The 19,538-nt window shown below is 61.9% G+C and carries 18 protein-coding genes; 6 read left to right on the top strand and 12 right to left on the bottom strand.

The features are described from left to right. The first annotated feature begins 299 nt into the window (after positions 1–299). A complete protein-coding gene (locus QP802_RS09880; RefSeq protein ID WP_284818607.1) occupies positions 300–746 on the top strand; it encodes a Panacea domain-containing protein in 447 nt (148 codons plus the stop codon). 448 nt (positions 747–1,194) lie between these two features. Here the strand turns inward: QP802_RS09880 and QP802_RS09875 are convergent, their stop codons facing one another. After that, positions 1,195–2,742 (bottom strand): AMP-binding protein, encoded by a 1,548-nt coding sequence (locus QP802_RS09875; RefSeq protein ID WP_284818606.1) that lies wholly within the window; start codon positions 2,740–2,742, stop codon positions 1,195–1,197. A 66-nt stretch (positions 2,743–2,808) separates the two neighbouring features. Here QP802_RS09875 and QP802_RS09870 point away from each other — a divergent pair, with 66 nt between their 5' ends. After that, the gene (locus QP802_RS09870) at positions 2,809–3,621 is read left to right on the top strand and encodes a GDSL-type esterase/lipase family protein (RefSeq protein WP_284818604.1); all 813 of its coding nucleotides are present in this window, start codon (positions 2,809–2,811) and stop codon (positions 3,619–3,621) included. 7 nt (positions 3,622–3,628) lie between these two features. Here the strand turns inward: QP802_RS09870 and QP802_RS09865 are convergent, their stop codons facing one another. The 11 genes from QP802_RS09865 to QP802_RS09815 form a co-directional block, all read right to left on the bottom strand. After that, a complete protein-coding gene (locus tag QP802_RS09865; protein ID WP_256000698.1) occupies positions 3,629–4,360 on the bottom strand; it encodes a DsbA family protein in 732 nt (243 codons plus the stop codon). After that, positions 4,353–4,694, bottom strand: a complete 342-nt coding sequence (locus QP802_RS09860; RefSeq protein ID WP_256060129.1) for a DUF2304 domain-containing protein — start codon at positions 4,692–4,694, stop codon at positions 4,353–4,355. The genes QP802_RS09865 and QP802_RS09860 overlap by 8 nt, the downstream gene beginning before the upstream one ends. Continuing rightward, the gene (locus QP802_RS09855; protein WP_256021601.1) at positions 4,691–5,374 is read right to left on the bottom strand and encodes a glycosyltransferase family 2 protein; all 684 of its coding nucleotides are present in this window, start codon (positions 5,372–5,374) and stop codon (positions 4,691–4,693) included. The genes QP802_RS09860 and QP802_RS09855 overlap by 4 nt, the downstream gene beginning before the upstream one ends. A gap of 13 nt (positions 5,375–5,387) precedes the next feature. Continuing rightward, positions 5,388–6,179, bottom strand: a complete 792-nt coding sequence (locus tag QP802_RS09850) for a glycosyltransferase (protein ID WP_256021604.1) — start codon at positions 6,177–6,179, stop codon at positions 5,388–5,390. A gap of 11 nt (positions 6,180–6,190) precedes the next feature. Further along, positions 6,191–7,039 carry a glucose-1-phosphate thymidylyltransferase RfbA gene (gene rfbA, locus QP802_RS09845; protein ID WP_070975181.1) on the bottom strand — a complete coding sequence of 283 codons (849 nt, stop codon included), beginning with the start codon at positions 7,037–7,039 and terminating at the stop codon, positions 6,191–6,193. A 4-nt stretch (positions 7,040–7,043) separates the two neighbouring features. Beyond that, positions 7,044–7,373: a hypothetical protein gene (locus QP802_RS09840; RefSeq protein ID WP_256021606.1), complete on the bottom strand. Its 330-nt coding sequence runs from the start codon at positions 7,371–7,373 to the stop codon at positions 7,044–7,046. A gap of 10 nt (positions 7,374–7,383) precedes the next feature. Next, complete coding sequence (rfbD, locus tag QP802_RS09835; RefSeq protein ID WP_252931926.1) at positions 7,384–8,676, bottom strand: dTDP-4-dehydrorhamnose reductase; 1,293 nt, start codon at positions 8,674–8,676, stop codon at positions 7,384–7,386. Beyond that, entirely contained in the window at positions 8,676–9,662 is a 987-nt protein-coding gene (gene rfbB / locus QP802_RS09830) for a dTDP-glucose 4,6-dehydratase (RefSeq protein ID WP_252931924.1), read from the bottom strand. The genes rfbD and rfbB overlap by 1 nt, the downstream gene beginning before the upstream one ends. Before the next feature lie 6 nt (positions 9,663–9,668). Beyond that, positions 9,669–10,850 (bottom strand): hypothetical protein, encoded by a 1,182-nt coding sequence (locus tag QP802_RS09825; protein ID WP_256021608.1) that lies wholly within the window; start codon positions 10,848–10,850, stop codon positions 9,669–9,671. Between the two features lie 16 nt (positions 10,851–10,866). Beyond that, entirely contained in the window at positions 10,867–12,006 is a 1,140-nt protein-coding gene (locus tag QP802_RS09820) for an alpha/beta hydrolase (RefSeq protein ID WP_284818601.1), read from the bottom strand. 604 nt (positions 12,007–12,610) lie between these two features. Continuing rightward, positions 12,611–13,885: an alpha/beta hydrolase gene (locus tag QP802_RS09815; RefSeq protein ID WP_252931920.1), complete on the bottom strand. Its 1,275-nt coding sequence runs from the start codon at positions 13,883–13,885 to the stop codon at positions 12,611–12,613. 107 nt (positions 13,886–13,992) lie between these two features. Here QP802_RS09815 and lpdA point away from each other — a divergent pair, with 107 nt between their 5' ends. From lpdA to QP802_RS09795, 4 genes are all read left to right on the top strand, one after another. After that, positions 13,993–15,405, top strand: coding sequence for a dihydrolipoyl dehydrogenase (lpdA, locus tag QP802_RS09810; protein WP_205634835.1), 1,413 nt, complete (start codon positions 13,993–13,995; stop codon positions 15,403–15,405). A gap of 541 nt (positions 15,406–15,946) precedes the next feature. Further along, complete coding sequence (locus QP802_RS09805; protein ID WP_070363223.1) at positions 15,947–16,720, top strand: succinate dehydrogenase cytochrome b subunit; 774 nt, start codon at positions 15,947–15,949, stop codon at positions 16,718–16,720. A 22-nt stretch (positions 16,721–16,742) separates the two neighbouring features. Next, a complete protein-coding gene (locus tag QP802_RS09800) occupies positions 16,743–18,761 on the top strand; it encodes a fumarate reductase/succinate dehydrogenase flavoprotein subunit (RefSeq protein WP_256007633.1) in 2,019 nt (672 codons plus the stop codon). Further along, entirely contained in the window at positions 18,761–19,510 is a 750-nt protein-coding gene (locus tag QP802_RS09795; protein WP_284818599.1) for a succinate dehydrogenase/fumarate reductase iron-sulfur subunit, read from the top strand. The genes QP802_RS09800 and QP802_RS09795 overlap by 1 nt, the downstream gene beginning before the upstream one ends. Positions 19,511–19,538: the final 28 nt, after the last annotated feature.

Below are 19,538 nucleotides of genomic sequence, written 5' to 3'. Positions count from 1 at the left end.
CTCCGGGCGGTTCTCGCTCCGGTCGAGGTGTTCAAGGAGTGCGATGCAGGTCGCCCATTTTCGCGTCGCCTGGCTGATTTCCGGCGACCAGCATCGCACGCTTCTAAGACCTCGACCGGAACGAAAACAAAGCAAGTGAGTATCGAGATTGCAGGCGTGAGCGACTAGGATGAACGCAATTCTGAATTTGGACGCTGTAACGAGAACGGCCTGGTATTACTGGTCACCGTGTTCATGTCTGAACGCTGAGTACAGTTGATCAGTAATACAGTAATGACCAAGCTGTGAGGGGAACGAACGTGGGTACAAGGACAGCACTTGAGATCGCACACTGGTTTGTAGCGTGGGCAGAACAGATGGATGCGGATTTGTCGCAGCTCAAACTCCAGAAGCTCCTGTACTATGCGCAGGGCGAACACATCGGATCGACTGGTACCAAACTGTTTTCTGATGAGATCCAGGCATGGCAGCATGGTCCCGTCGTTGCTGACGTCTACAAGGCGACCAAGCAGTATGGGCGTAACCCCATTGATCCTGACGCGTTCATTCCTGAGGACTTTAATTGGGATGATTACGCTGATATCCAGGATGAGCTGGTAGCTGTGTGGCGCAAATACGGTATCTACTCTGCGTGGGCCTTGCGTGAAAAGACGCACTCGGAAAAACCTTGGCGCGAAGCGTTCTATGCTGGTAAAAATGTCGAGATTACCGAAGCTGCCCTGAAAGAATTCTTCAGCGCGGATTAAAGCAATGGGGAAGAAGAAAAAGCGGAGGGGGACGCCGCCAAAAGACAATCCTGGGATTCGGCCAAGTACTGCGCCAGAGAACCCCGGGTACCCGGCTCTTAGTCTCCGGTTACTTGAGCGTGGGTGGGGAATCGACACCATTTCTGCAGAGATGGCGCGTTCGTTCCTACAAAAATGGGAGAAGAGAAGCACTATGCTCTGGGACGAGCTACGAGGTGCTGACCGGCATGGGCTAGGATCCGAAAGCTTGCCTGCATCAGCGATCATCCCAGCGCTTCCGGCCTGGATGGATCCGGCTTCCAAGTTGATCGTCTTCCGACATCATGAACGCTTACCGCAGGTCGGGGTTCGTATTGCAAACACCTTTGAAGTGATCTGGATTGAGTCGAAGTTCAACACGCTGTATTCCCATGATGGGAAGAACAGGCGTTAGCCAACACCGCCTCCCTTACAGCTCCCGCGGCACCACTTTGCCGATGGCGTTGCGTGGCAGCGCGTCGACGAAGTGGACGTCGCGGGGGATGGAATGCTCGGCGAGGTGGTCGCGGACCCAAGCCTGGACGCTGGCAGCCGTCAACGCCTGGCCGTCTGGATCGTCAGCGCGGACGACCCAGACGGCGACGCGTTTGAACGTGTCGGGGTCGTCGACGCTGCCGACGTAGAGGTCGTCGATACCTGGCATGCGCTCGAGGACTGCTGCGACGGATTGGGGGTGGACGTTTTCTCCGCCGACGATGATCATGTCGTCGCTGCGGGACACCACGTGCAGGAGGCCGTGGGTGTCGAAGTACCCGAGGTCGCCCATTTCGATGAGGCCGTCGATAGTGACCATGGGCGTGTCGGGGTTGGTGTAGCCGCGCAGGGCGGTTTCGTTGTTGAGGAAGATGCGCCCGACGGTGCCGGTGGGGACTTCGCGGCCGGCGTCGTCGTAGATGCGCAGGGTGGTGCCGGGTGGGACGCGGCCGACGCAGGTTGGGTCGTTGGCGACGATGGTGGCGTCGGCGGCTGCGGCGAGGGCGAGTTCGGTGGAGCCGTAGATGTTGGCCACGATGGGGCCGAAGCGGTCGATGAGGCGTTCGGCGAGCAGCGGGGTCAGGGCGTTGCCGGCGGTGCCGATGAAGCGCAGCCGCGAGGTGTCGTAGTCCTCCTCCAGGTCAAGCATCTGTTTGAGGAAGATGGGGGAGGAGATGAGGCCGTCGCAACGGAAGTGCTCGAGTTGGCGGAAGGCGTTGGCAGGGTCGAAGACACGCTGCGTAACGATGGTGCCGCCGACCCCGAGCGTGATGTTGAGCGCTGACCAGCCCCAGGTGTGGAACATGGAGGCGGTCATCTGCACGGTGTCGCCGGCGCGAAACGGGATGGCTTCGAGGTAGCCGGCGGCGACGATGGGGAGGGCGGGCTCGGCGCGCAGGATGCCTTTGGGGATGCCGGAGGTGCCCGAGCTCATGAGCACGATGTCGCCGTGCTTCGGGAACAGCGGCAGCGTGGCGTCGCCCCCGCCCATACTTATCGACGCCAACTTCGCCCCATCAACCACCACCATGGCGGTGCCCATGTCTGGGATGCGGGGTAGGAATTCGTCGTCGGTGAAGAGGATGTTGATGTCGTTTTCCTCGATGCAGCCGCGGAGTTGTTCGGTGGAGGAGCCGACGTTGAGGAGGAAGATGGAGCCGCCGGTGTAGCCTTTAGCGCCGAGCGGAAGGATGATGCCGCGTCCGTTGCGGGCGATGACGCCGATGCGCGGCTGGTCGGTGACCGTAAGGATCCAGCGGGCCACGTTGCGCGCTTGGGTGCGGAGGTCGCGGTAGGTGAGGAGGCCGGCGTCGTCGATAAGGGCGGTGCGCTCGGGGGCGGCGAGGTAGCCCTGTTCGATAGCGCGGGCGGTGGTGAAGCGGAAGCGGAGCAGATTTGGTATAACCCATAGCGCTGCTTTCGGGCTGTTGCCGAGGCTGATCATTCCGGCGCGGTGGGTGGCCCTGAGGAAGCGGAGAAACATTGCTCTATTCTATGACATCTGGCAAAGTAGAGACATCTGCGTTACGGAAGTGAAAGAAGTGAGCTCATGTTTCGGAAAATAATGGCTGCAATCGTGGCCGCCGCGATCGCTATCGTGCCTGTTCAGGCGACTGCGCAGCCGAGGAACATGGTGATTTTCGGGGACTCGGTTGTCGCTGACCCGACGGTACGGGACTGGGCGGCCGGAAAGGTGGGCGCGACGCCCCAGGGTTCCTCCGACCCGAAAGTCTGGTGCCCGACGGGCCCGACGAGTTGGGGCAAGCAGGCGGCTGCGCGCCTCGGGCTGCGGGCAATGGACTACTCCTGTGCCGGCACCGTTTCAACCCGCGTTGGCCCGTATTTCTCCCTGCAGGTTGACCGCGCGTTGCGCGACCGCACCTTGTCGCCGGCGACGGCCCGCGTGGTCATCTCCACCGGCTTCAACGACACGTATTCGACCGGCGGCCGCTCCCCGGCGCAGGTGCGCCGTGCATTCGTCGACGCGATGGTGCCGCAGGTGAACCGTATCCGGGCGGCGGCGCCGAACGCGCGCATCCAGATCGTCGGCTACCCGAAGATCACGCAGGGGGATCGGGTGTGCCTGTTTCAGCTGGGCAACAACATGCACGACGCCACCCCGATGCCCTTCGTGCAAGCGTGGGAGGACACCGCGCAGTGGATGCAGGTGGACCTGGCGCGCGCAGCGGGTGTCGAATTTTTGGACCTGAAGCCGTCCACGTGGAACAACAACATGTGTGCCCCGGACCACATCCGGATGTGGGCCGGGCTGGTCGATTTCGGCCCTTCGCCACGCAACATGCCGCTGCACGTGAACCAGCGCGGCCACGCCCACGTCGCGGACGTCATCGCGCATTCCTAGAAACTAGCTACTTGGCCAGCGCGTCCTCGATGGCCTGCTCGAAGGCCTCGTAAGGCTGCGCGCCGATGATCTCCTGGCCGTTGACCAAGAAAGACGGGGTGGAGTTGAAGCCTGCGCGCTGCGCCAGGTTGTTAGCGTCCTGGAGTGCGGCGTCGTACTTGTCGCTGGCGGCGTCGGCCTTGAACTTCTCCATGTCCGGAATGCCTGCGGCTTCAGCGAAGCGGACGAAGTCCTCCATGGCGAAGTCGGGGTGGCCGTTCGCCTTGATGGCCTCTGCCATGTAGGCGTCCTGGTACTCGAAGAATTTGCCTTGGTCGGCGGCGGCGCGGCCCGCGCGGGCTGCTTCGACGGCGGCCTGGCCGTTGACTACGAAGTCGTTGAACTCGATGCGCACCTTGCCCTCATCGACGTAGTTCTTGATGATCTGCGGCATGATCTCAACGTTGGCCTTGATGCAGAATGGGCAGTCCCAGTCGGAGAACTCGGAGAGGACGACGGGGGCGTCGACATCGCCGAGGGCCATTGGGTCGTTGGCGTCGCGGCGCTCGATCTCGGCGGCGGCCTCGTTCATAGTCGGTTCGGCGGCAGGCTCTTCAGCGGCCTGAGACGGTGCAGTCTGGGCGGTCTCCGTGGCGGGTGTCGCGGAGTTCGCGCCGATGACGTAGCCGCCCACTCCGGTGCCGATTGCCAGTACTGCCGTAAACGCCCACATCAGTGGTGGGATCTTGGTATCACTCATTGTGCTCCTTTGGTTGTTCTGCGTTTTGTAATGCTACCGCCCGCGCCAACCTGGCGTAGCGCAGCTCCTGTTCACGGAACCTGGTCCAGGTCGAGATGGTGGTGAAGAAGAACGCGATGATCAGCACGTACAGCATCAGGTCCGTGCCGCGGGCAACGCCCAACCAGTTGGCAAGGATGGTGACGTCGTCGGGGCGCAGGATCGCCCAGATGGCGGCGATGAACATCGCGCCGAAGCCGATCTTCACCCAAGCTTTCGCGTTCGCCTTGCGGCGGTTAGCAAAGAAGTAGAGCGCCAACAGGACGGTGGCGCAGATCAGTGCGAACTGGATCATGGGAGCCTCCCTGCCACGATGTTGTCGGCCAGGATGTTGACGCCGTTAATGAGCGACTGGCCCTTGCTCATCGAGTACTCGGTGTACAGGATCTCCACGGGCTCCTCGGCGACGCGCCACTTATGCTGGTCGATCAGGGCGACGATCTCGGATGCGTGCGACATCCCGTTCATCCGCAGGTTCATCTCGTTGGCCACTTTGAGGTTGAAGGCGCGTAGGCCGTTGTGGGCGTCGCTAAGGCCGAGGCGACGAGTGCGCGGCGAGAGCATCACCACCGTGCGCAGCACCACGCGCTTGATCCACGGCACCTGCGAGCTATCTTGGCCGGCGAAGCGAGTGCCCACCACGATATCGAGCGGTTCGGTGCGCAGGCGCTGCACCATGCGCAGGACGTCCTTGACCTGGTGCTGGCCGTCGGCGTCGAAGGTGACAAAGTACTTCGCACCCGGCTGGGCGCGCGCGTACTCCACCCCGGTCTGGATCGCAGCGCCCTGGCCCAGGTTCACCGGGTGGTTCACCAGGTGGGCGCCGGAGGCGCGGATGGCGTCGGCCGAGTTGTCGCGGGAGCCGTCGTTGACGGCCACGATGTTCGGGAACGTTTCCCGCGCATGCTCAATGACCTGCTGGATAACGGGGCCTTCGTTATAGCAGGGGATGATGAGCCAGGTGTCGTCGTTCATGTTGCCCGAAATGTTACCCCGCGCGGTGGAAAAGCCGCGCATAAACGCGCTTCAGCAGTGGCTTCGGTAGCAGTCGGTAGAGGGTGCGCACTGCGACGTTCACCATCGCGCGCGTGCGGCCGATCAGGCCGTAGCGCACCAGTCGGATCTGCATGTCTACCTCCGAGGTGAACATGTCGCTGCCGGTGCGGCGGTCGAACTGCTCGTCGGTGACACGGAAGTAGGTGAGCGGCTCCTGCATGTTGTACAGCGTGTAGCCCTCGGCGATGAGGCGCGCGAAGAGGTCGTAGTCCTCCATGAGGTGCACGTCCTGGTACCCGCCCACAGCCTTGACGTCCGCGGTGCGGTACATCACGGAAGGGTGGTTCATCGGCGAGTTCATCTTGGCGTAGTGTGCGGGGTGCTCGGGCAGGCGCCGGATGCCGCCGGTGCGCTCACCGTCGAACTCCTGCACGGCGGTACCCACCACGGACACCTCGGGGTGCTGCCGCAAAAACTCGAGTTGTCGCTCAATGCGCTGGGGGAACGCCTTGTCGTCGGAGTCGAGCTGCGCCACGAACTCGCTGTCGATCGTCTCCAGCGCCGCCTGCAGCGCGGGGCCCGCACCGCGGTTTTCGTCACAGCGCACCACGCGCGCCCCATACTTCTCGACGACCCCTTCGACCCCTTCCGCCACCGGCCCATCAAAGACGACCACGACCTCGTCCGCGGGACGGGTCTGCTCAGCGAGGGATTGCAGCGCCTCAGCGAGCTGGTCAGGAACAGTGCCGTGGTAGGCAGACAGGAGCGCAGTAACGGTGGACATGGATACCGATACTAGTTGCGTGCGGCGTCGAGAAGAAATGTGCCGTAGCCCGACTTCACCATGGACTCACCTAGGCTGACCAGCCTGTCCACAGAGATGAACCCCTGCTCGTAGGCGGCGACCTCCGGCGAGCCAATCACCAGGCCGGTGCGCTTCTGCAGCACCTCCACGTAGGCGGAGGCCTCCGCCATCGAGTCGATCGTGCCGGTGTCCAGCCACACGTCACCCCTGTTCAGACGGTGGACCCGCAGCTGGTTCGCCTTCAGGTACGCCTCGTTCACGCTGGTGATCTCCAGCTCACCGCGGGCGCTCGGCGTAATCGTCTTCGCGATGTCCACGACTTGATTGTCGTAAAAGTACAGCCCGACCACGGCGAAGTTGGACTTCGGGTGCTCCGGCTTCTCCTCAATCGACGTGGCCACGCCATTCGCGTCGAAGTCCACCACGCCGTAGCGGTGCGGGTCGGAGACCTCGTAGGCGAAGATGGTGCCGCCGGTGCCGTCATGGCTTAAGTCCAGGGCGCCGTCGAAAATGTTGTCACCCAGCACGAGCGCCACCGAGTCATCCCCGATGAAGTCCTCGGCGATCAGGAACGCCTGGGCAAGGCCGTCGGGGGAGGGCTGGATGCCGTAGTGGAGCATGATGCCCCAGTCGGAGCCGTCGCCAAGCAGGCGCCGGAACGCGGGCGCGTCCTCCGGCGTGGTGATCACCATGATCTCCCGGATACCAGCGCTGATCAGCGTGGTCAGCGGGTAGTAGATCATGGGCTTGTCGTAAATCGGCATCAACTGCTTCGAAATACCCTTCGTAATCGGGTAGAGCCGGGTGCCGGACCCGCCGGCCAGAATGATGCCCTTCATCGACTTAGCGCTTCGGCAGGATCTTATCCAGCGGCAGCTTCTCGATCACAGCCAGCACCGTGGTCAGAATGCCCATGATGAACAGGACGAGCGCCGGGGTGGACACGTTCGACGTGTCACCGGCGGACAGCGCCATCGCCGGGTCCGTCGGAGCGGTGTTCGTCGTGGTGGTGGCCTCAACTGTCGGGGTGACCGTCGCCGTCACCGTCGGGGTGACGGTGACCGTGGTGGTTGCCGGGGCCGAAGGGGTAGAAGTTTGGGTGGAAGCGAACGCCGGGGTTGCCACCACCAGTGCCCCCGCCACCGCGAGAGCTGCAAGAGAAGTGCGATTCATGCAGTACAACCTACCCAAGATAGAGCGCCAACGCAGCTCTCCAGTTCATGGGGGCAAAGCCCGTCGCCTTAATCTTGTCCAGCGCAAGCGTCGATTCCGCAGGCCGTGGCGCCTTGTCCCCGTACTCCTTTGAGGTCACCGGGTGTACCTGCGCGGGGTCCTTGCCCATCCCGATGAATACCGCCATCGCGATCTCGTCACGCCCCACCGAATCCCCATCCGAGGTGATGTTGTACACACCGTACTCAGTTTCGTTGGCCAGCAGGTGGCGGATGCCCTTCGCCAGGTCCTCCGCTGACGTCGGCCGCCCGCGCTGATCCTTCACCACGCGCGGCTCCTTGCCCGTCTCCGCGAGTTGGCGCATCGTCGCCATGAAGTTTGCCCCATCGCCGAACACCCACGACGTCCGAATCACGTAGTGCCTGCGCGCCAGCTGCGCCGCCGTCTCCCCGGCAGCCTTCGACGCCCCGTAGCGGCTCAGCGGGCTCGGCAGCTCCTCCTCCGTGTGCACCTCCTGGGTGCCATCGAAGATGTAATCACTGGACACGTGCACCAACACCAAGTCGTGCTCGTTGGCCGCCCGCGCCAGCTGCGCTGGGGCCTCCGCGTTCACGCGCCACGCGCCCGCCGGGTCATCCTCCGCGCCGTTGACGTCGTTGTAGGCCGCGCAGTTGATCACCGCCCAGTACTTCGACCAGTCCACGCCCTCCAGGTTCGTGATGTCCAGCTGGTCCCGCCTGCAGAACTCCGCCTCATCCGGCCCGTAGAGCTCCTGCAGCGCGCGGCCCAGCTGCCCGTTCGCGCCCGTCACGAGGATTCTGCGCTGGGGGACGGGGGTGGCGTCGACAAGCATGGGGTGGGTGAGGTCAGCCTCCGAAAGCTCCGTGGGCTCCATCGGCCACTCGACCTCCTTGTAGGAGCAGTAGGCGTAGCGCGCGCCGGGCTGGTATCGCTCGTTGACCAGGTAAATGTACGTCGTGTCGTCCTCGAGCGCCTGGAAACCGTTGGCCACCCCGCGCGGCACAAATACTGCCGTCTCCGGGCCGATCTCGCAGCTGAACGTCTCCCCGAACGTCGCGGAGCCCTCCCGCATGTCCACCCACGCCCCGAACACGCGGCCCGACGCCACCGACACCCACTTATCCCACGGCTCAGCGTGCATGCCGCGAGTCGCCCCGCGCCGCGCGTTGAAGCTCACATTCTGCTGCACCGGCACCAACTTCTGCCCCGCCCAGTTCTCCTTGAACCAGCCGCGGTTGTCGCGGTGCACCGCAAGCTCGTGGACTTCCAACCCAGCAATCATTACTGTCCTCTCGCCTCATAACGCTTCTCGACGTCCCCCTTCGCCCCTTCCCACCACCAGCGGTTCTCGCGATACCACTCGATGGTTTGCTGCAGCCCGTCGCGCAGATCCTTCGTGTAACGCGGCCGCCACCCAAGCTCGGTAGTGAGCTTCGTGGAGTCCATCGCGTAGCGCTGATCGTGCCCGGGGCGGTCGTTGACGTGCTCGTACTCGCCACCCATCAGCTCGCAGATCATCTCGATGACCTGCTTGTTCGTGGTGTGGTCGTTGTCCGCGCCGATGTTATACGTCTCACCCAGCTTGCCGCGTTCCAGGATGGTCAGCACGGCGTCGTTGTGGTCGTCGACGTGGATCCAGTCACGCACCTGCGCGCCCGTGCCGTACAGCTTCGCGGGCTGCCCGCACAGGATGTTCGTGATCTGGCGCGGGATGAACTTCTCCACGTGCTGGTACGGCCCATAGTTGTTGGAGCAGTTCGAAATCGTCGCCTGAATACCAAAACTGCGGATCCAGGCCCGCACCAAATGATCCGAGCCGGCCTTCGTCGCCGAATACGGACTCGACGGCTTATACGGCGTCGCCTCCGTGAACTTCTCGTTGCCCGTCAGCGGCAGGTCTCCGAACACCTCGTCCGTGGAAATGTGGTGCAGCCGCGCCCCGTGCCTGCGCACTGCCTCCAACAACACATACGTGCCGATCAAATTCGAGTGAATAAACGGCGACGGGTCCTCCAACGAATTATCGTTATGCGACTCCGCCGCGAAATGCACCACCACATCCGACGCCCCCACCAAGTCACCCACCAGCGCCTCATTAGCGACGTCCCCCTCCACCAACTCCACGTCCAACCCCCGCAGATTCGCCGGGTTGCCCGCGTACGTCAGCTTGTCCAGGACCGTGACCTTGTAGTCAGTGCGCTCGGTGACCATCCGCACGAAATTCGCGCCGATGAAGCCCGCACCACCAGTGACCAGCATTGTTCCCATGGGCTTCTACCTTAGCCGGAGCGCCACCAAATGTACCGCCGCCCCCGCCAGCGGGCCCGCGAACAAGGCCGTGAGCACGACGGAGTGGACGTCGACATCCACGAGCCGCGGCATCACCCCCAGCACCGCGAACGCCACCGCCGTCGCCGTCAGCCACCCCGCGACGTACCAGCCGTGCCGCTCCAGCGACAGCACCGCCACCCCCGTAATAATCAGCGCGCCCATAAACGCCGACGCGAACGTGAGCACCCCAAGCGTCAACCCATCGACGTAAAACTCCGGGTCAAACGCCAGTTTTAGAATCCAGGGGCCCACCGCCCACGCCGCGGCGAAGCCCACAACGCCCAGTCCGAGCACCGCAGCCACCGGCTGCACCAACGCCGCAAACAACGCTTCTCGACGCTCCACAAACCTCACCACCAGCGCCGACTGGAAACGCTGCAACGGCACCAACACCGGCGCCCGCGTCAAAATCACCGCGTTCATAATCGCCGCCACCGACGCCTGCGGGAACGCCGCGTTCACCGCCGTCGGGAAGCCCGTGATCAGCGCCGCCGACGCCCCCGACGCCACCATCGCCGTCAACACCCGGCGCACGAACACCCCACGATGCACATCCAGCGGCACCCGCAAATGCTCCCGGCGCAACACCACCAGCCAGCTCAACGCGCCGACCACCGTAATCACCAAAAACGCAGGCAGGCCCCACCCCAGCGCCCACGCCAGAAGCGCCAATACCAGCCGCACACCCGAATCCAGCGCCACCAGCGCCGCGTAGCGCTCCCACAACTGCGCCCCCGATAGCACCCCGCCCAGCACCGCCTGGAACACGTACATCACCAGGCCAACCTGCAGCAGGGCAGTGGCCGTCAGCGTACTTCCGGGAACAGCAGTGCCGATGAACAGCGCGCCCGCCACCGCCGCCACAACGACCACCACCAGCGCCGTCCACGCCCCCAACCGCCACGGATTCGCCGAACCCCGCCGGCCATCCTCGCGCGCCGCCGCGACGGCACGCGTGGTCTCGTGGGTGAGGCCGTCGATAAGCCCGGTGGACGCGAAGAACAACCCCCAGTACGCAGCGAAGTAGCGGTAGGCCGTGTCGGCGTCGAGTGCTTTCGACGCCACCCACAACACCACAAAGCCGCTGACCGCCGCGAACAGCGTGGCAAAAGAAAGGTGCTTCACCTGGCGTTACATCGCCTTACATTCCGAACGACGGCGCGATCGTGGTAAACCACGCCTTGTGCAGATCCTCGCGCCAGTACGGCCACGAGTGCGTCCCCGCATTCCGGAACTCATACTGCGCTGGAATATTCAGGCCTTCCAGCTTCGCTCGCAAATCATGCGAACACTTATTAATCGCAGCCTCAATCACGCCGCCTTCAACCTGCAGAATCGCCGAACCGACACTCGCCGCAGGTTGCGGAAGCCCCTGGCCAACCAAGTAACTCACCTGATCCTGGCGGCCCGCCAGGCCCGTGCCCGTCGAAATATACAAGCGGGTCCCGCGCAGCTTCTCCGCATTCACAAGCGCATCGTTGTAGCGGTTATTCGGGCTGCCCATCGGGCCCCACATCATCTCCGGGGTCACCGTCCGGTAATCCAACGTTCCCGACGCCCGGTTCACCGTAATCCGGCCGAACTGGTACGCCTCAGGCGTCGACGTCGCCGCACACCCCGAGAAGGACGCCGCAGACTTATAGAACCCGGGGTAGTGCGTCGGCAACACCAGAGACGTGGTCCCCGACATCGAGAATCCCACAATCGAACGGCGATTCTTGTCCGCCCCCAGCAGCCCCTCAATCGGCCCCGGCAACTCCTTGACCAGGAACGTCTCCCACTTCTGTGGGCCGTTAATGTAGCGCGAGCGCACATTGTCACTCACCCAGTCCGTGTAGTACGAAAACGCGCCCTCCTGCGGAATCACAACATTGACGCTCTTGCCTGCGAAGAACTCGCGAGCATCACTCATGCTCAACCAGTCCTGGTGCTGCTCCGCACCACCAGCGCCGTTCAGCAGGTAGATCGTCGGAGCGTTCTGCACGCGCTGCCCCGCAGCATTCGTCGCAGGCAACACCGCCACCGGGATATCCCGACGCATCGACGGCGAATACACCAAGAAGCTCAACACCTGCTTATGGTCAACCTTCTCGACCCACTTCTGCGGCTTCCCGTCCGTCTTCGCCAACGGTGGATTCGCAATTGCGTTCCAGGGCTTCACCGTACCCACGGGCTGGGCCGATGCTGCTGGCGTAACTGCTGGGACCGCCTGGAGTGCCGACAAAGGAATGGCTACAGCCATCGCTGTAGCCACAACCGAACGAGTGATGCGCTTCAACATGGAAGCCATCCTACTTTACAGATGTGGCAATTGGGGCTTCTGGTGTCACTTTGTTCGGCGTTTCGTGCAAGAATGTGGGAAGTATTTCGTTCTTACAGAATTTCTCTTTGAAAGAAGGTAGTTGCAATGAACCCGATCGAGTCCATGCAGGTCGCCATCAACAACGTCCTCGGTGAGCTGATCCACTTCGGCTCCTCGACGTCTTCCACCATCGCATACGGCATGGGCCTGTTCTAGGGGCTTCGCCCGCTTGAACCCGTCGCGCCACCTGTTGTTGGGTGGGCGGCGGGTTTTTGTGGTTCGTGCAGGGCGCTGCGCACCAAATTCCTTAATTTTTTGGGGGCAGGTTTGTGTTTCCCCAGGTCGCCGAGTGGGCGTGAGGGAATTTGGTGTCTTGTGGAAACGCTGGAGTGCCAAAGGGCGCAACCTTATTTAGGCTAGACATTCAAACCTGCAGGTGAGAAAAGCGCTAGATGTTAAGGGTTGCGTCCTTTGGCACTGGTCGACCAGGGGGCGCACCAAATCCCTAGTTTTCGGCGGGATGGTTTGCGTTTCCCCAGGTCGCCGAAGGGAGCGTGAAGGAATTTGGTGTCTGGGGCGGGAGTTAGAGCCCAAGCGCCGGCTTGATGGTCTGCTTCCAGGACAGCTCCAAGTCCTCCTTCCAGATGCGCCATGAGTGGGTGCCGGTGGCGCGCAGGTTGGCGTTGTATGGGATGTCGTTGGCCTTGAGCTTGACCAGCAGGTCGTGGGTGCAGGCGTTCATGGCGGCTTCGATCACGCCGCCCTCGACGATGAGGGTTTGGGCGTTCGCGGAGGCCTGGACGAAGTCCATGTCGCGGGTCTTGCGGAGGAAGCCGACGGTGTCACTTTCGGCGAAAAGGCCCGTTGCGCTGGAGATGTACAGCTTGGTGCCCTTGAGCTTCTCGGCGTTGACGAGGGCGTCGTTGTGTCGGTTGTACTCGCTGCCGGCGCGGCCCCACATCTCCTCGGGCTTGGCGCCGCCGCGGTTGACGGTGAGGTTGACCCAGCCGTTCGGGATGCCCGTCGAGGTAGCGGCGCAGCCGGAGAAGGAGCCGACGGCGGCGTAGCGTCCAGGGTTGTGCTCGGCAAGGAGGAGTGCTGAGGTGGCGGACATGGAGAACCCGACGACGGCGCGCTTGTCGTTGGCCTCGAGGTAGGGCTCGATGGCGTCGGGAAGCTCGGAGCCCAGGAACGTGGACCACAGCTGTTTGCCCTGCAGGTAGCGGGAGTTCGGCTCGTAGAGCCAGTCGATGTAGTAGGAGAACGCACCCGCCATCGGGATGACGACGTTGACCGGCTCGTCTTCGAAGACCTTCTTCACCACGGTGCCCGCTTGCGCGATCCAGTCAGTATCCTGCTCGGAGCCACCGGCGCCGTTGAGGAGGTAGACGGTGGGTGCGTCGGGTACGCCCGCGCGGATCACACCGACTGGGATGTCGCGTTCCATGGCGGGGGAGTAGACGCTGAGCTTCTCGGAGCCCTTGATGCCGTCGATGTTGGTGAACCAATACTGATCGCCGCCGCTGGGTTTTTGCGGTGCGGTTTCCAGCTTCTTTACGCGCGCGATGGCATCGTTTGTGGTTTCGGCACCCTCGGCTGTGGGGATGTCGGCGTCATCAAGCGTGGGTTCGGTGCTGTCTTCCTCTACGACTTCGACGACCGTCGTTTCCTCAACCTTGGTTGTGGTCGTGGTGGTCTTCGAGGAAGAGGTCGTCGTCGCCTCACTTATCGACGTCTCCTCTACGCTCTGGGCGGCAGAAATAGTCGTTGCCTGTTCGGATGGTGCAACGGCATACCAGCCTCCTGCAGCGATCGCGACGGCGGCGGCTCCGGCGATAGCTGGACGCGCAATATTCACGGGGTGCTCCTCAACTATTTGTAGGTGGTGAAGGTGGTCCTTCAAGCATTCTATTAAAGTGTCCGATATTGAAGCGAAAACGTTACAAGCAACGTATTCTATGGGGCGTGACTAAAGAGCATTATGACGTTGTTGTCCTCGGCGCTGGCCCTGGTGGCTATGTCGCCGCCATCCGAGCAGCGCAGCTGGGCCTGAAGGTTGCGGTCATTGAGAAGCAGTACTGGGGAGGTGTGTGCCTCAACGTTGGGTGTATCCCGTCGAAGTCGTTGATTAAGAACGCGGAGATCGCCCACATCTTCAACCATGAAGCGAAGACGTTCGGCATCAAGGGTGATGTCGAGTTTGATTACGAAGACGCCCACAAGCGCTCCCGCAAGGTCTCCGAGAAGATCGTTGGTGGCGTGCATTACTTGATGAAGAAGAACAAGATCCAGGAAATCCACGGTCTTGGCTCCTTCACCGATTCCAACACGATCGAGATCACCGAAGGCGATGACAAGGGCAAGACCGTCACCTTCGACAACTGCATCATCGCGACGGGCTCCGTCGTGCGCACTCTGCCAGGCATCGAGCTGAGCAAAAACGTTGTGTCCTTCGAGGAGCAGATCCTCAACGAGGATGCGCCGAAGTCCATGGTCATCGTGGGTGCCGGTGCTATCGGCATGGAGTTTGCGTACGTGCTGTCCAACTACGGCGTGGATGTCACCGTTATCGAATACATGGACCGCGTTCTGCCGAACGAGGACAAGGACGTGTCCAAGGAGATCGCGAAGGCGTACAAGAAGCTCGGCGTCAAGCTCATGACCGGCCACGCAACCACCGCGGTGCGGGACAACGGTGACTCGGTCGAGGTGGACGTCAAGAAGAATGGCACCGACAAGACTGAAACGCTCACCGTTGAGCGCGTCATGATCTCTGTCGGCTTCGCCCCGCGCGTCGAGGGCTACGGCCTGGACAAGGCTGGTGTCGAGCTCACCGAGCGTGGCGCCATCGCTATCGACGACCGCATGCGCACCAACGTAGACGGCATTTACGCCATCGGCGACGTCACCGCGAAGCTGCAGCTCGCGCACGTTGCGGAGGCGCAGGGCATCATCGCCGCCGAGACCATCGCGGGTGCCGAAACCCTCGAAATCGAGGACTACATGATGACGCCGCGCGCCACCTTCTGCAACCCTCAGGTCGCCTCCATGGGCTACACCGAGGAGCAGGCGAAGGAGAAGTGGCCCGACCGCGAGATCAAGGTTGCGACCTTCCCGTTCTCTGCGAACGGCAAGGCAGTCGGCCTGGCTGAGACCGCGGGCTTCGGCAAGATCGTCGCCGACGCCGAATACGGCGAGATCCTCGGCGCACACCTGGTTGGCGCCAACGTTGCCGAGCTGCTGCCGGAGGTCGTCCTCGCCCAGCGCTTCGACCTCACCGCTGGCGAAATCGCCCGCTCTATCCACATTCACCCAACCCTGTCTGAGGTGCTGAAGGAAGCGGCCCACGGCATCGAAGGCCACATGATCAACCTGTAGCCTTTTTCTTCTCGACGCCCGGTCCCGCCTGTTGGTGGGACCGGGTTTTGCGCTGTGTGGGTGGGGTTCTCGCTCAGTTGCCCTGCCTTCGCGCCTTCTTACATTGCTCCGGTCGAGGAGTTAAAGGAGTGCGATGCTGGTCGCCTCTTTTGGCCAACCCCGTCCGATTTTTACCGACCTGCATCGCACGCTTCTAAGCGCACGCTTCGAACGTTTTGGGGCGCGCTGACGGGGTAGTAAAAGGACCGCTCACCCTCCCATTTCCCGATGTTTGAAGCAGACTCTTGACTACCGACCTTTGGGGGTAGTTCGAAGATTTTATAGACGTTACGCGCAGGTCGTGAGTAACATCACAAATTAGGTTTACCTTGGTTTGTTCTCATACTGAATATGTGCAGGGTGTCGCCATGCTTAAAATTTCGAAAATTTGCCAAGCGCGTCCGGGCGGTGAATTTTGGGTGAAAATCAGGCGAAAGAAACATGCTCTGACTAGGCAATAGTGAAGAATGGTGCCTAAAGTGGTTGTGACACTGGAGGTGCCATGACTGTACAAAAAACAGACCGTGAAGCAATTCGTCACGGAAAAATTACTGAGAAGCCGCTACGAGAGCGGCCAGGGTTCCCAACATGGGCAGTAAAGCTCGAGATGGCCATCACTGGCCTCATCTTCTCGCTCTTCCTTCTTGTTCACATGGTGGGCAACCTGAAGATTTTCATGCCGCTTAAGGCTGATGGCGGCGCACACATTGATGACTACGGCGAGTGGTTCCGCACGTTTGGTGAGCCACTGTTCCCGCGCGGGGGATTCCTGTGGATTCTCCGTATCGTCCTGCTGACCTGCCTGATCCTGCACGTGTATGGTGCGTTCACTCTGAAGAAGCGTTCCGCCGAGTCGCGCGGTACGTTCAAGCGCACGAACCTGATGGGAGGCTGGCAGTCCACCGCTACGCGTTGGATGCTGGTGACCGGCGTCATCCTGCTGCTGTTCATCATCTTCCACATCCTGGATCTGACCGCGGGCACGGTTGTTGCTTCTGAGCAGTTCGTTCATGGCAATGTTCGTGACAACCTGATTGCAACCTTCGCTCCTGAGCGTTGGTACGTGACCCTGTTCTACCTGGTTGCCATGCTGGCGCTGCTGCTGCACCTGACGCACGGTGTGTACTTGGCAGTTTCTGACCTTGGATGGCTCGGCGAGCGTGGGCGCGGCGTAATGGTCGTGTTGGGGTACGTACTGCCGTTCATCGTTGTTCTTGGAAACGTCATCATGCCACTGGCCATCATGGCTGGTCTTATCCCGGGGTACACCCGCTAACGGCTGATTAGGAGAAACTTTAATGACTACCTCTTTGAACCAGACGCAGGACGAGGTGTTCCGCCAGCCGGAGTCCTCGGCTCCTGGCGTCACCATTGGCCGCATTCTTGATAATGCAATGCCGGACCGCCACAAGGTCCGGATGAAGGACATGTGGGAGTACCAGAAGGACCACATGCAGCTGGTGTCCCCACTGAACCGTCGCAAGTTCAAGGTGCTCGTTGTGGGCACGGGCTTGGCTGCCGGTGCTTCTGCCGCCGCATTGGGCGAGCTGGGCTACCAGGTACAGGTCTTCACGTACCATGACGCTCCTCGTCGTGCACACTCCATTGCAGCGCAGGGTGGCGTCAACGCTGCTCGCGGCAAGAAGGTTGATAACGACGGCGCGTACCGCCACGTGAAGGACACTGTCAAGGGTGGCGACTACCGCTGCCGTGAGGCTGACTGCTGGCGCCTGGCCGTCGAGTCGGTCCGCGTGATTGACCACATGAACGCGATTGGTGCTCCGTTCGCGCGTGAGTACGGTGGCTCCCTGGCTACCCGTTCCTTCGGTGGTGTGCAGGTCTCCCGTACCTACTACACCCGTGGCCAAACGGGCCAGCAGCTGCAGCTGTCCACCGCTTCGGCGCTGCAGCGTCAGATCCACTTGGGCAACGTTGAGATCTTCACGCACAACGACCTGATCGATCTGATCATTACTGAGGAAGACGGCAAGAAGCGTTGCCGCGGTATTGTTACCCGCAACCTGATTGACGGCTCCCTGACCCCGTTCACCGGCCATGCTGTTGTGCTGGGTACCGGTGGTTACGGCAACGTGTACCACAAGACCACGTTGGCGAAGAACTCGAACTCCTCCGCGATGATGCGTGCGCACGAGCTTGGTGCGTACCTGGCGTCGCCGGCGTTCATTCAGTTCCACCCGACCGGCCTGCCGCTGAACGCGAGCTGGCAGTCGAAGACGACGCTGATGTCCGAGTCCCTGCGTAACGACGGCCGCATTTGGACCCCGAAGGAAAAGGGTGACGACCGCGACCCGAACACCATTCCAGAGGACGAGCGCGATTACTTCCTGGAGCGTCGTTACCCGGCGTTCGGTAACCTCGTGCCGCGTGACGTTGCGTCTCGTGCTATTTCGCAGCAGCTTAACGCCGGTTTCGGTGTTGGCCCGCTGCACAACTCGGCGTACCTGGACTTCAAGGATTCCATCGAGCGCCTCGGTGAGGACACTATCCGTGAGCGTTACGGCAACCTCTTCGAGATGTACGAGGACTCCACCGGCGAGAACCCATACAAGGCTCCGATGCGTATTGCGCCGACGGTGCACTTCTCCATGGGTGGCCTGTGGACCGACTTCAACGAGATGACGTCTATCGACGGCCTCTTCGCAGCCGGTGAGTGCTCCTGGACCTACCACGGTGCGAACCGCCTGGGCGCGAACTCGCTGCTGTCCGCATCGGTCGACGGCTGGTTCACCATTCCGTTCACGGTGCCGAACTACCTGGCGGATCACCTGAACGAGCCGGTGTACGGCGAGGACGCTCCGGCATCCGTCGAAGCCGTTGAGCGTGCGCAGAAGCGCATTGACAGCCTGATGAACATCAAGGGCTCCGACCCGCACGGTCCGGAGTACTACCACGTCAAGCTGGGCGAGATCCTCTACCTGCACTGTGGCGTGGCACGTACCGCGGACAGCCTGCGTGAGGGCATCGACAAGATCCGCGCACTGCGCGATGACTTCTGGGCGAACCTCCACATCCCAGGCCGCGCTGATGAGATGAACCAGGTCCTCGAGGCTGCGCTTCGACTGGTTGACTACATCAACCTCGGCGAGCTGATGTGCATCGACGCACTTGACCGCGACGAGTCCTGTGGCGCTCACTACCGCATGGACCACCTCACCGAAGACGGCGAGGCCCGCCGTGACGACGAGAACTGGTGCTTCGTTTCCGCATGGGAGACCGTGGGCAACGACCAGTTCGTGCGTCACGCCGAGCCACTGTACTTCGATTCGATCCCACTGATGACGAGGAACTACAAGTAATGAAACTGACACTTGAGATCTGGCGTCAGGCCGGACCCGATACTGAAGGCCACTTCGAGACCGTCGAGGTGCCGGACGCAGTTGAGCAGATGTCCATCCTGGAGCTGCTCGACCACGTCAACAACCAATTTGTTGAGGAAGGCAAGGAGCCTTTCACCTACGCTTCTGACTGCCGCGAGGGCATCTGCGGTACCTGTGGCCTGACCATCAACGGTCGCCCGCACGGTGCGGACCAGAACGTCCCTGCATGTCTGCAGCGCCTGGTGAACTACAACGACGGCGACACCCTCAAGATTGAGCCGTTCCGCTCCGCTGTGTTCCCGGTAATCAAGGACCTCGTGGTTGACCGCTCCGCGCTCGACCGCGTGATGCAGCAGGGTGGCTACATCTCCGTCTTCCCGGGTACCGCCCCGGACGCAGACACCCTGTCCGTCAACCACCACGACTCCGAGCTTGCGCTCGACTACGCAGCCTGCATCGGCTGTGGCGCTTGTGTGGCTGCGTGCCCGAATGGCGCCGCGCACCTGTTCACTGGTGCTAAGCTGAAGCACTTGAAGCTGCTGCCACTGGGCAAGCTGGAGCGCAGCCGTCGTGCACGCAAGATGATCGACGAGTTGGAAACCAACTTCGGTCCTTGCTCCCTGTACGGCGAGTGCGCAGACGTCTGCCCTGCAGGCATTCCGCTGGACGCGGTCGGCGCGATTAACGCCGAGCGTGCTCGCGCGGCTGTCCGTGGCGGCGACGACTAAACAGAGAATAAAACGAGGAAGGAAACAA

This window comes from Corynebacterium sp. UMB10119B (assembly GCF_030228125.1).
Taxonomy (GTDB): domain Bacteria; phylum Actinomycetota; class Actinomycetes; order Mycobacteriales; family Mycobacteriaceae; genus Corynebacterium; species Corynebacterium pseudogenitalium.
Note: the sequence above shows the minus strand (reverse complement) of the source record. Positions and strands in the feature narration are given on the sequence as shown.

Bases quoted from the DNA above. Each gene is read 5' to 3' on its own strand.
- QP802_RS09875 (WP_284818606.1), bottom strand. From the start codon at position 2,742: ATGTTTCTCCGCTTCCTCAGGGCCACCCACCGCGCCGGAATGATCAGC.
- QP802_RS09870 (WP_284818604.1), top strand. From the start codon at position 2,809: ATGTTTCGGAAAATAATGGCTGCAATCGTGGCCGCCGCGATCGCTATC.
- QP802_RS09865 (WP_256000698.1), bottom strand. From the start codon at position 4,360: ATGAGTGATACCAAGATCCCACCACTGATGTGGGCGTTTACGGCAGTA.
- QP802_RS09860 (WP_256060129.1), bottom strand. From the start codon at position 4,694: ATGATCCAGTTCGCACTGATCTGCGCCACCGTCCTGTTGGCGCTCTAC.
- QP802_RS09855 (WP_256021601.1), bottom strand. From the start codon at position 5,374: ATGAACGACGACACCTGGCTCATCATCCCCTGCTATAACGAAGGCCCC.
- QP802_RS09850 (WP_256021604.1), bottom strand. From the start codon at position 6,179: ATGTCCACCGTTACTGCGCTCCTGTCTGCCTACCACGGCACTGTTCCT.
- rfbA (WP_070975181.1), bottom strand. From the start codon at position 7,039: ATGAAGGGCATCATTCTGGCCGGCGGGTCCGGCACCCGGCTCTACCCG.
- QP802_RS09840 (WP_256021606.1), bottom strand. From the start codon at position 7,373: ATGAATCGCACTTCTCTTGCAGCTCTCGCGGTGGCGGGGGCACTGGTG.
- rfbD (WP_252931926.1), bottom strand. From the start codon at position 8,676: ATGATTGCTGGGTTGGAAGTCCACGAGCTTGCGGTGCACCGCGACAAC.
- rfbB (WP_252931924.1), bottom strand. From the start codon at position 9,662: ATGGGAACAATGCTGGTCACTGGTGGTGCGGGCTTCATCGGCGCGAAT.
- QP802_RS09820 (WP_284818601.1), bottom strand. From the start codon at position 12,006: ATGTTGAAGCGCATCACTCGTTCGGTTGTGGCTACAGCGATGGCTGTA.
- QP802_RS09805 (WP_070363223.1), top strand. From the start codon at position 15,947: ATGACTGTACAAAAAACAGACCGTGAAGCAATTCGTCACGGAAAAATT.
- QP802_RS09800 (WP_256007633.1), top strand. From the start codon at position 16,743: ATGACTACCTCTTTGAACCAGACGCAGGACGAGGTGTTCCGCCAGCCG.
- QP802_RS09795 (WP_284818599.1), top strand. From the start codon at position 18,761: ATGAAACTGACACTTGAGATCTGGCGTCAGGCCGGACCCGATACTGAA.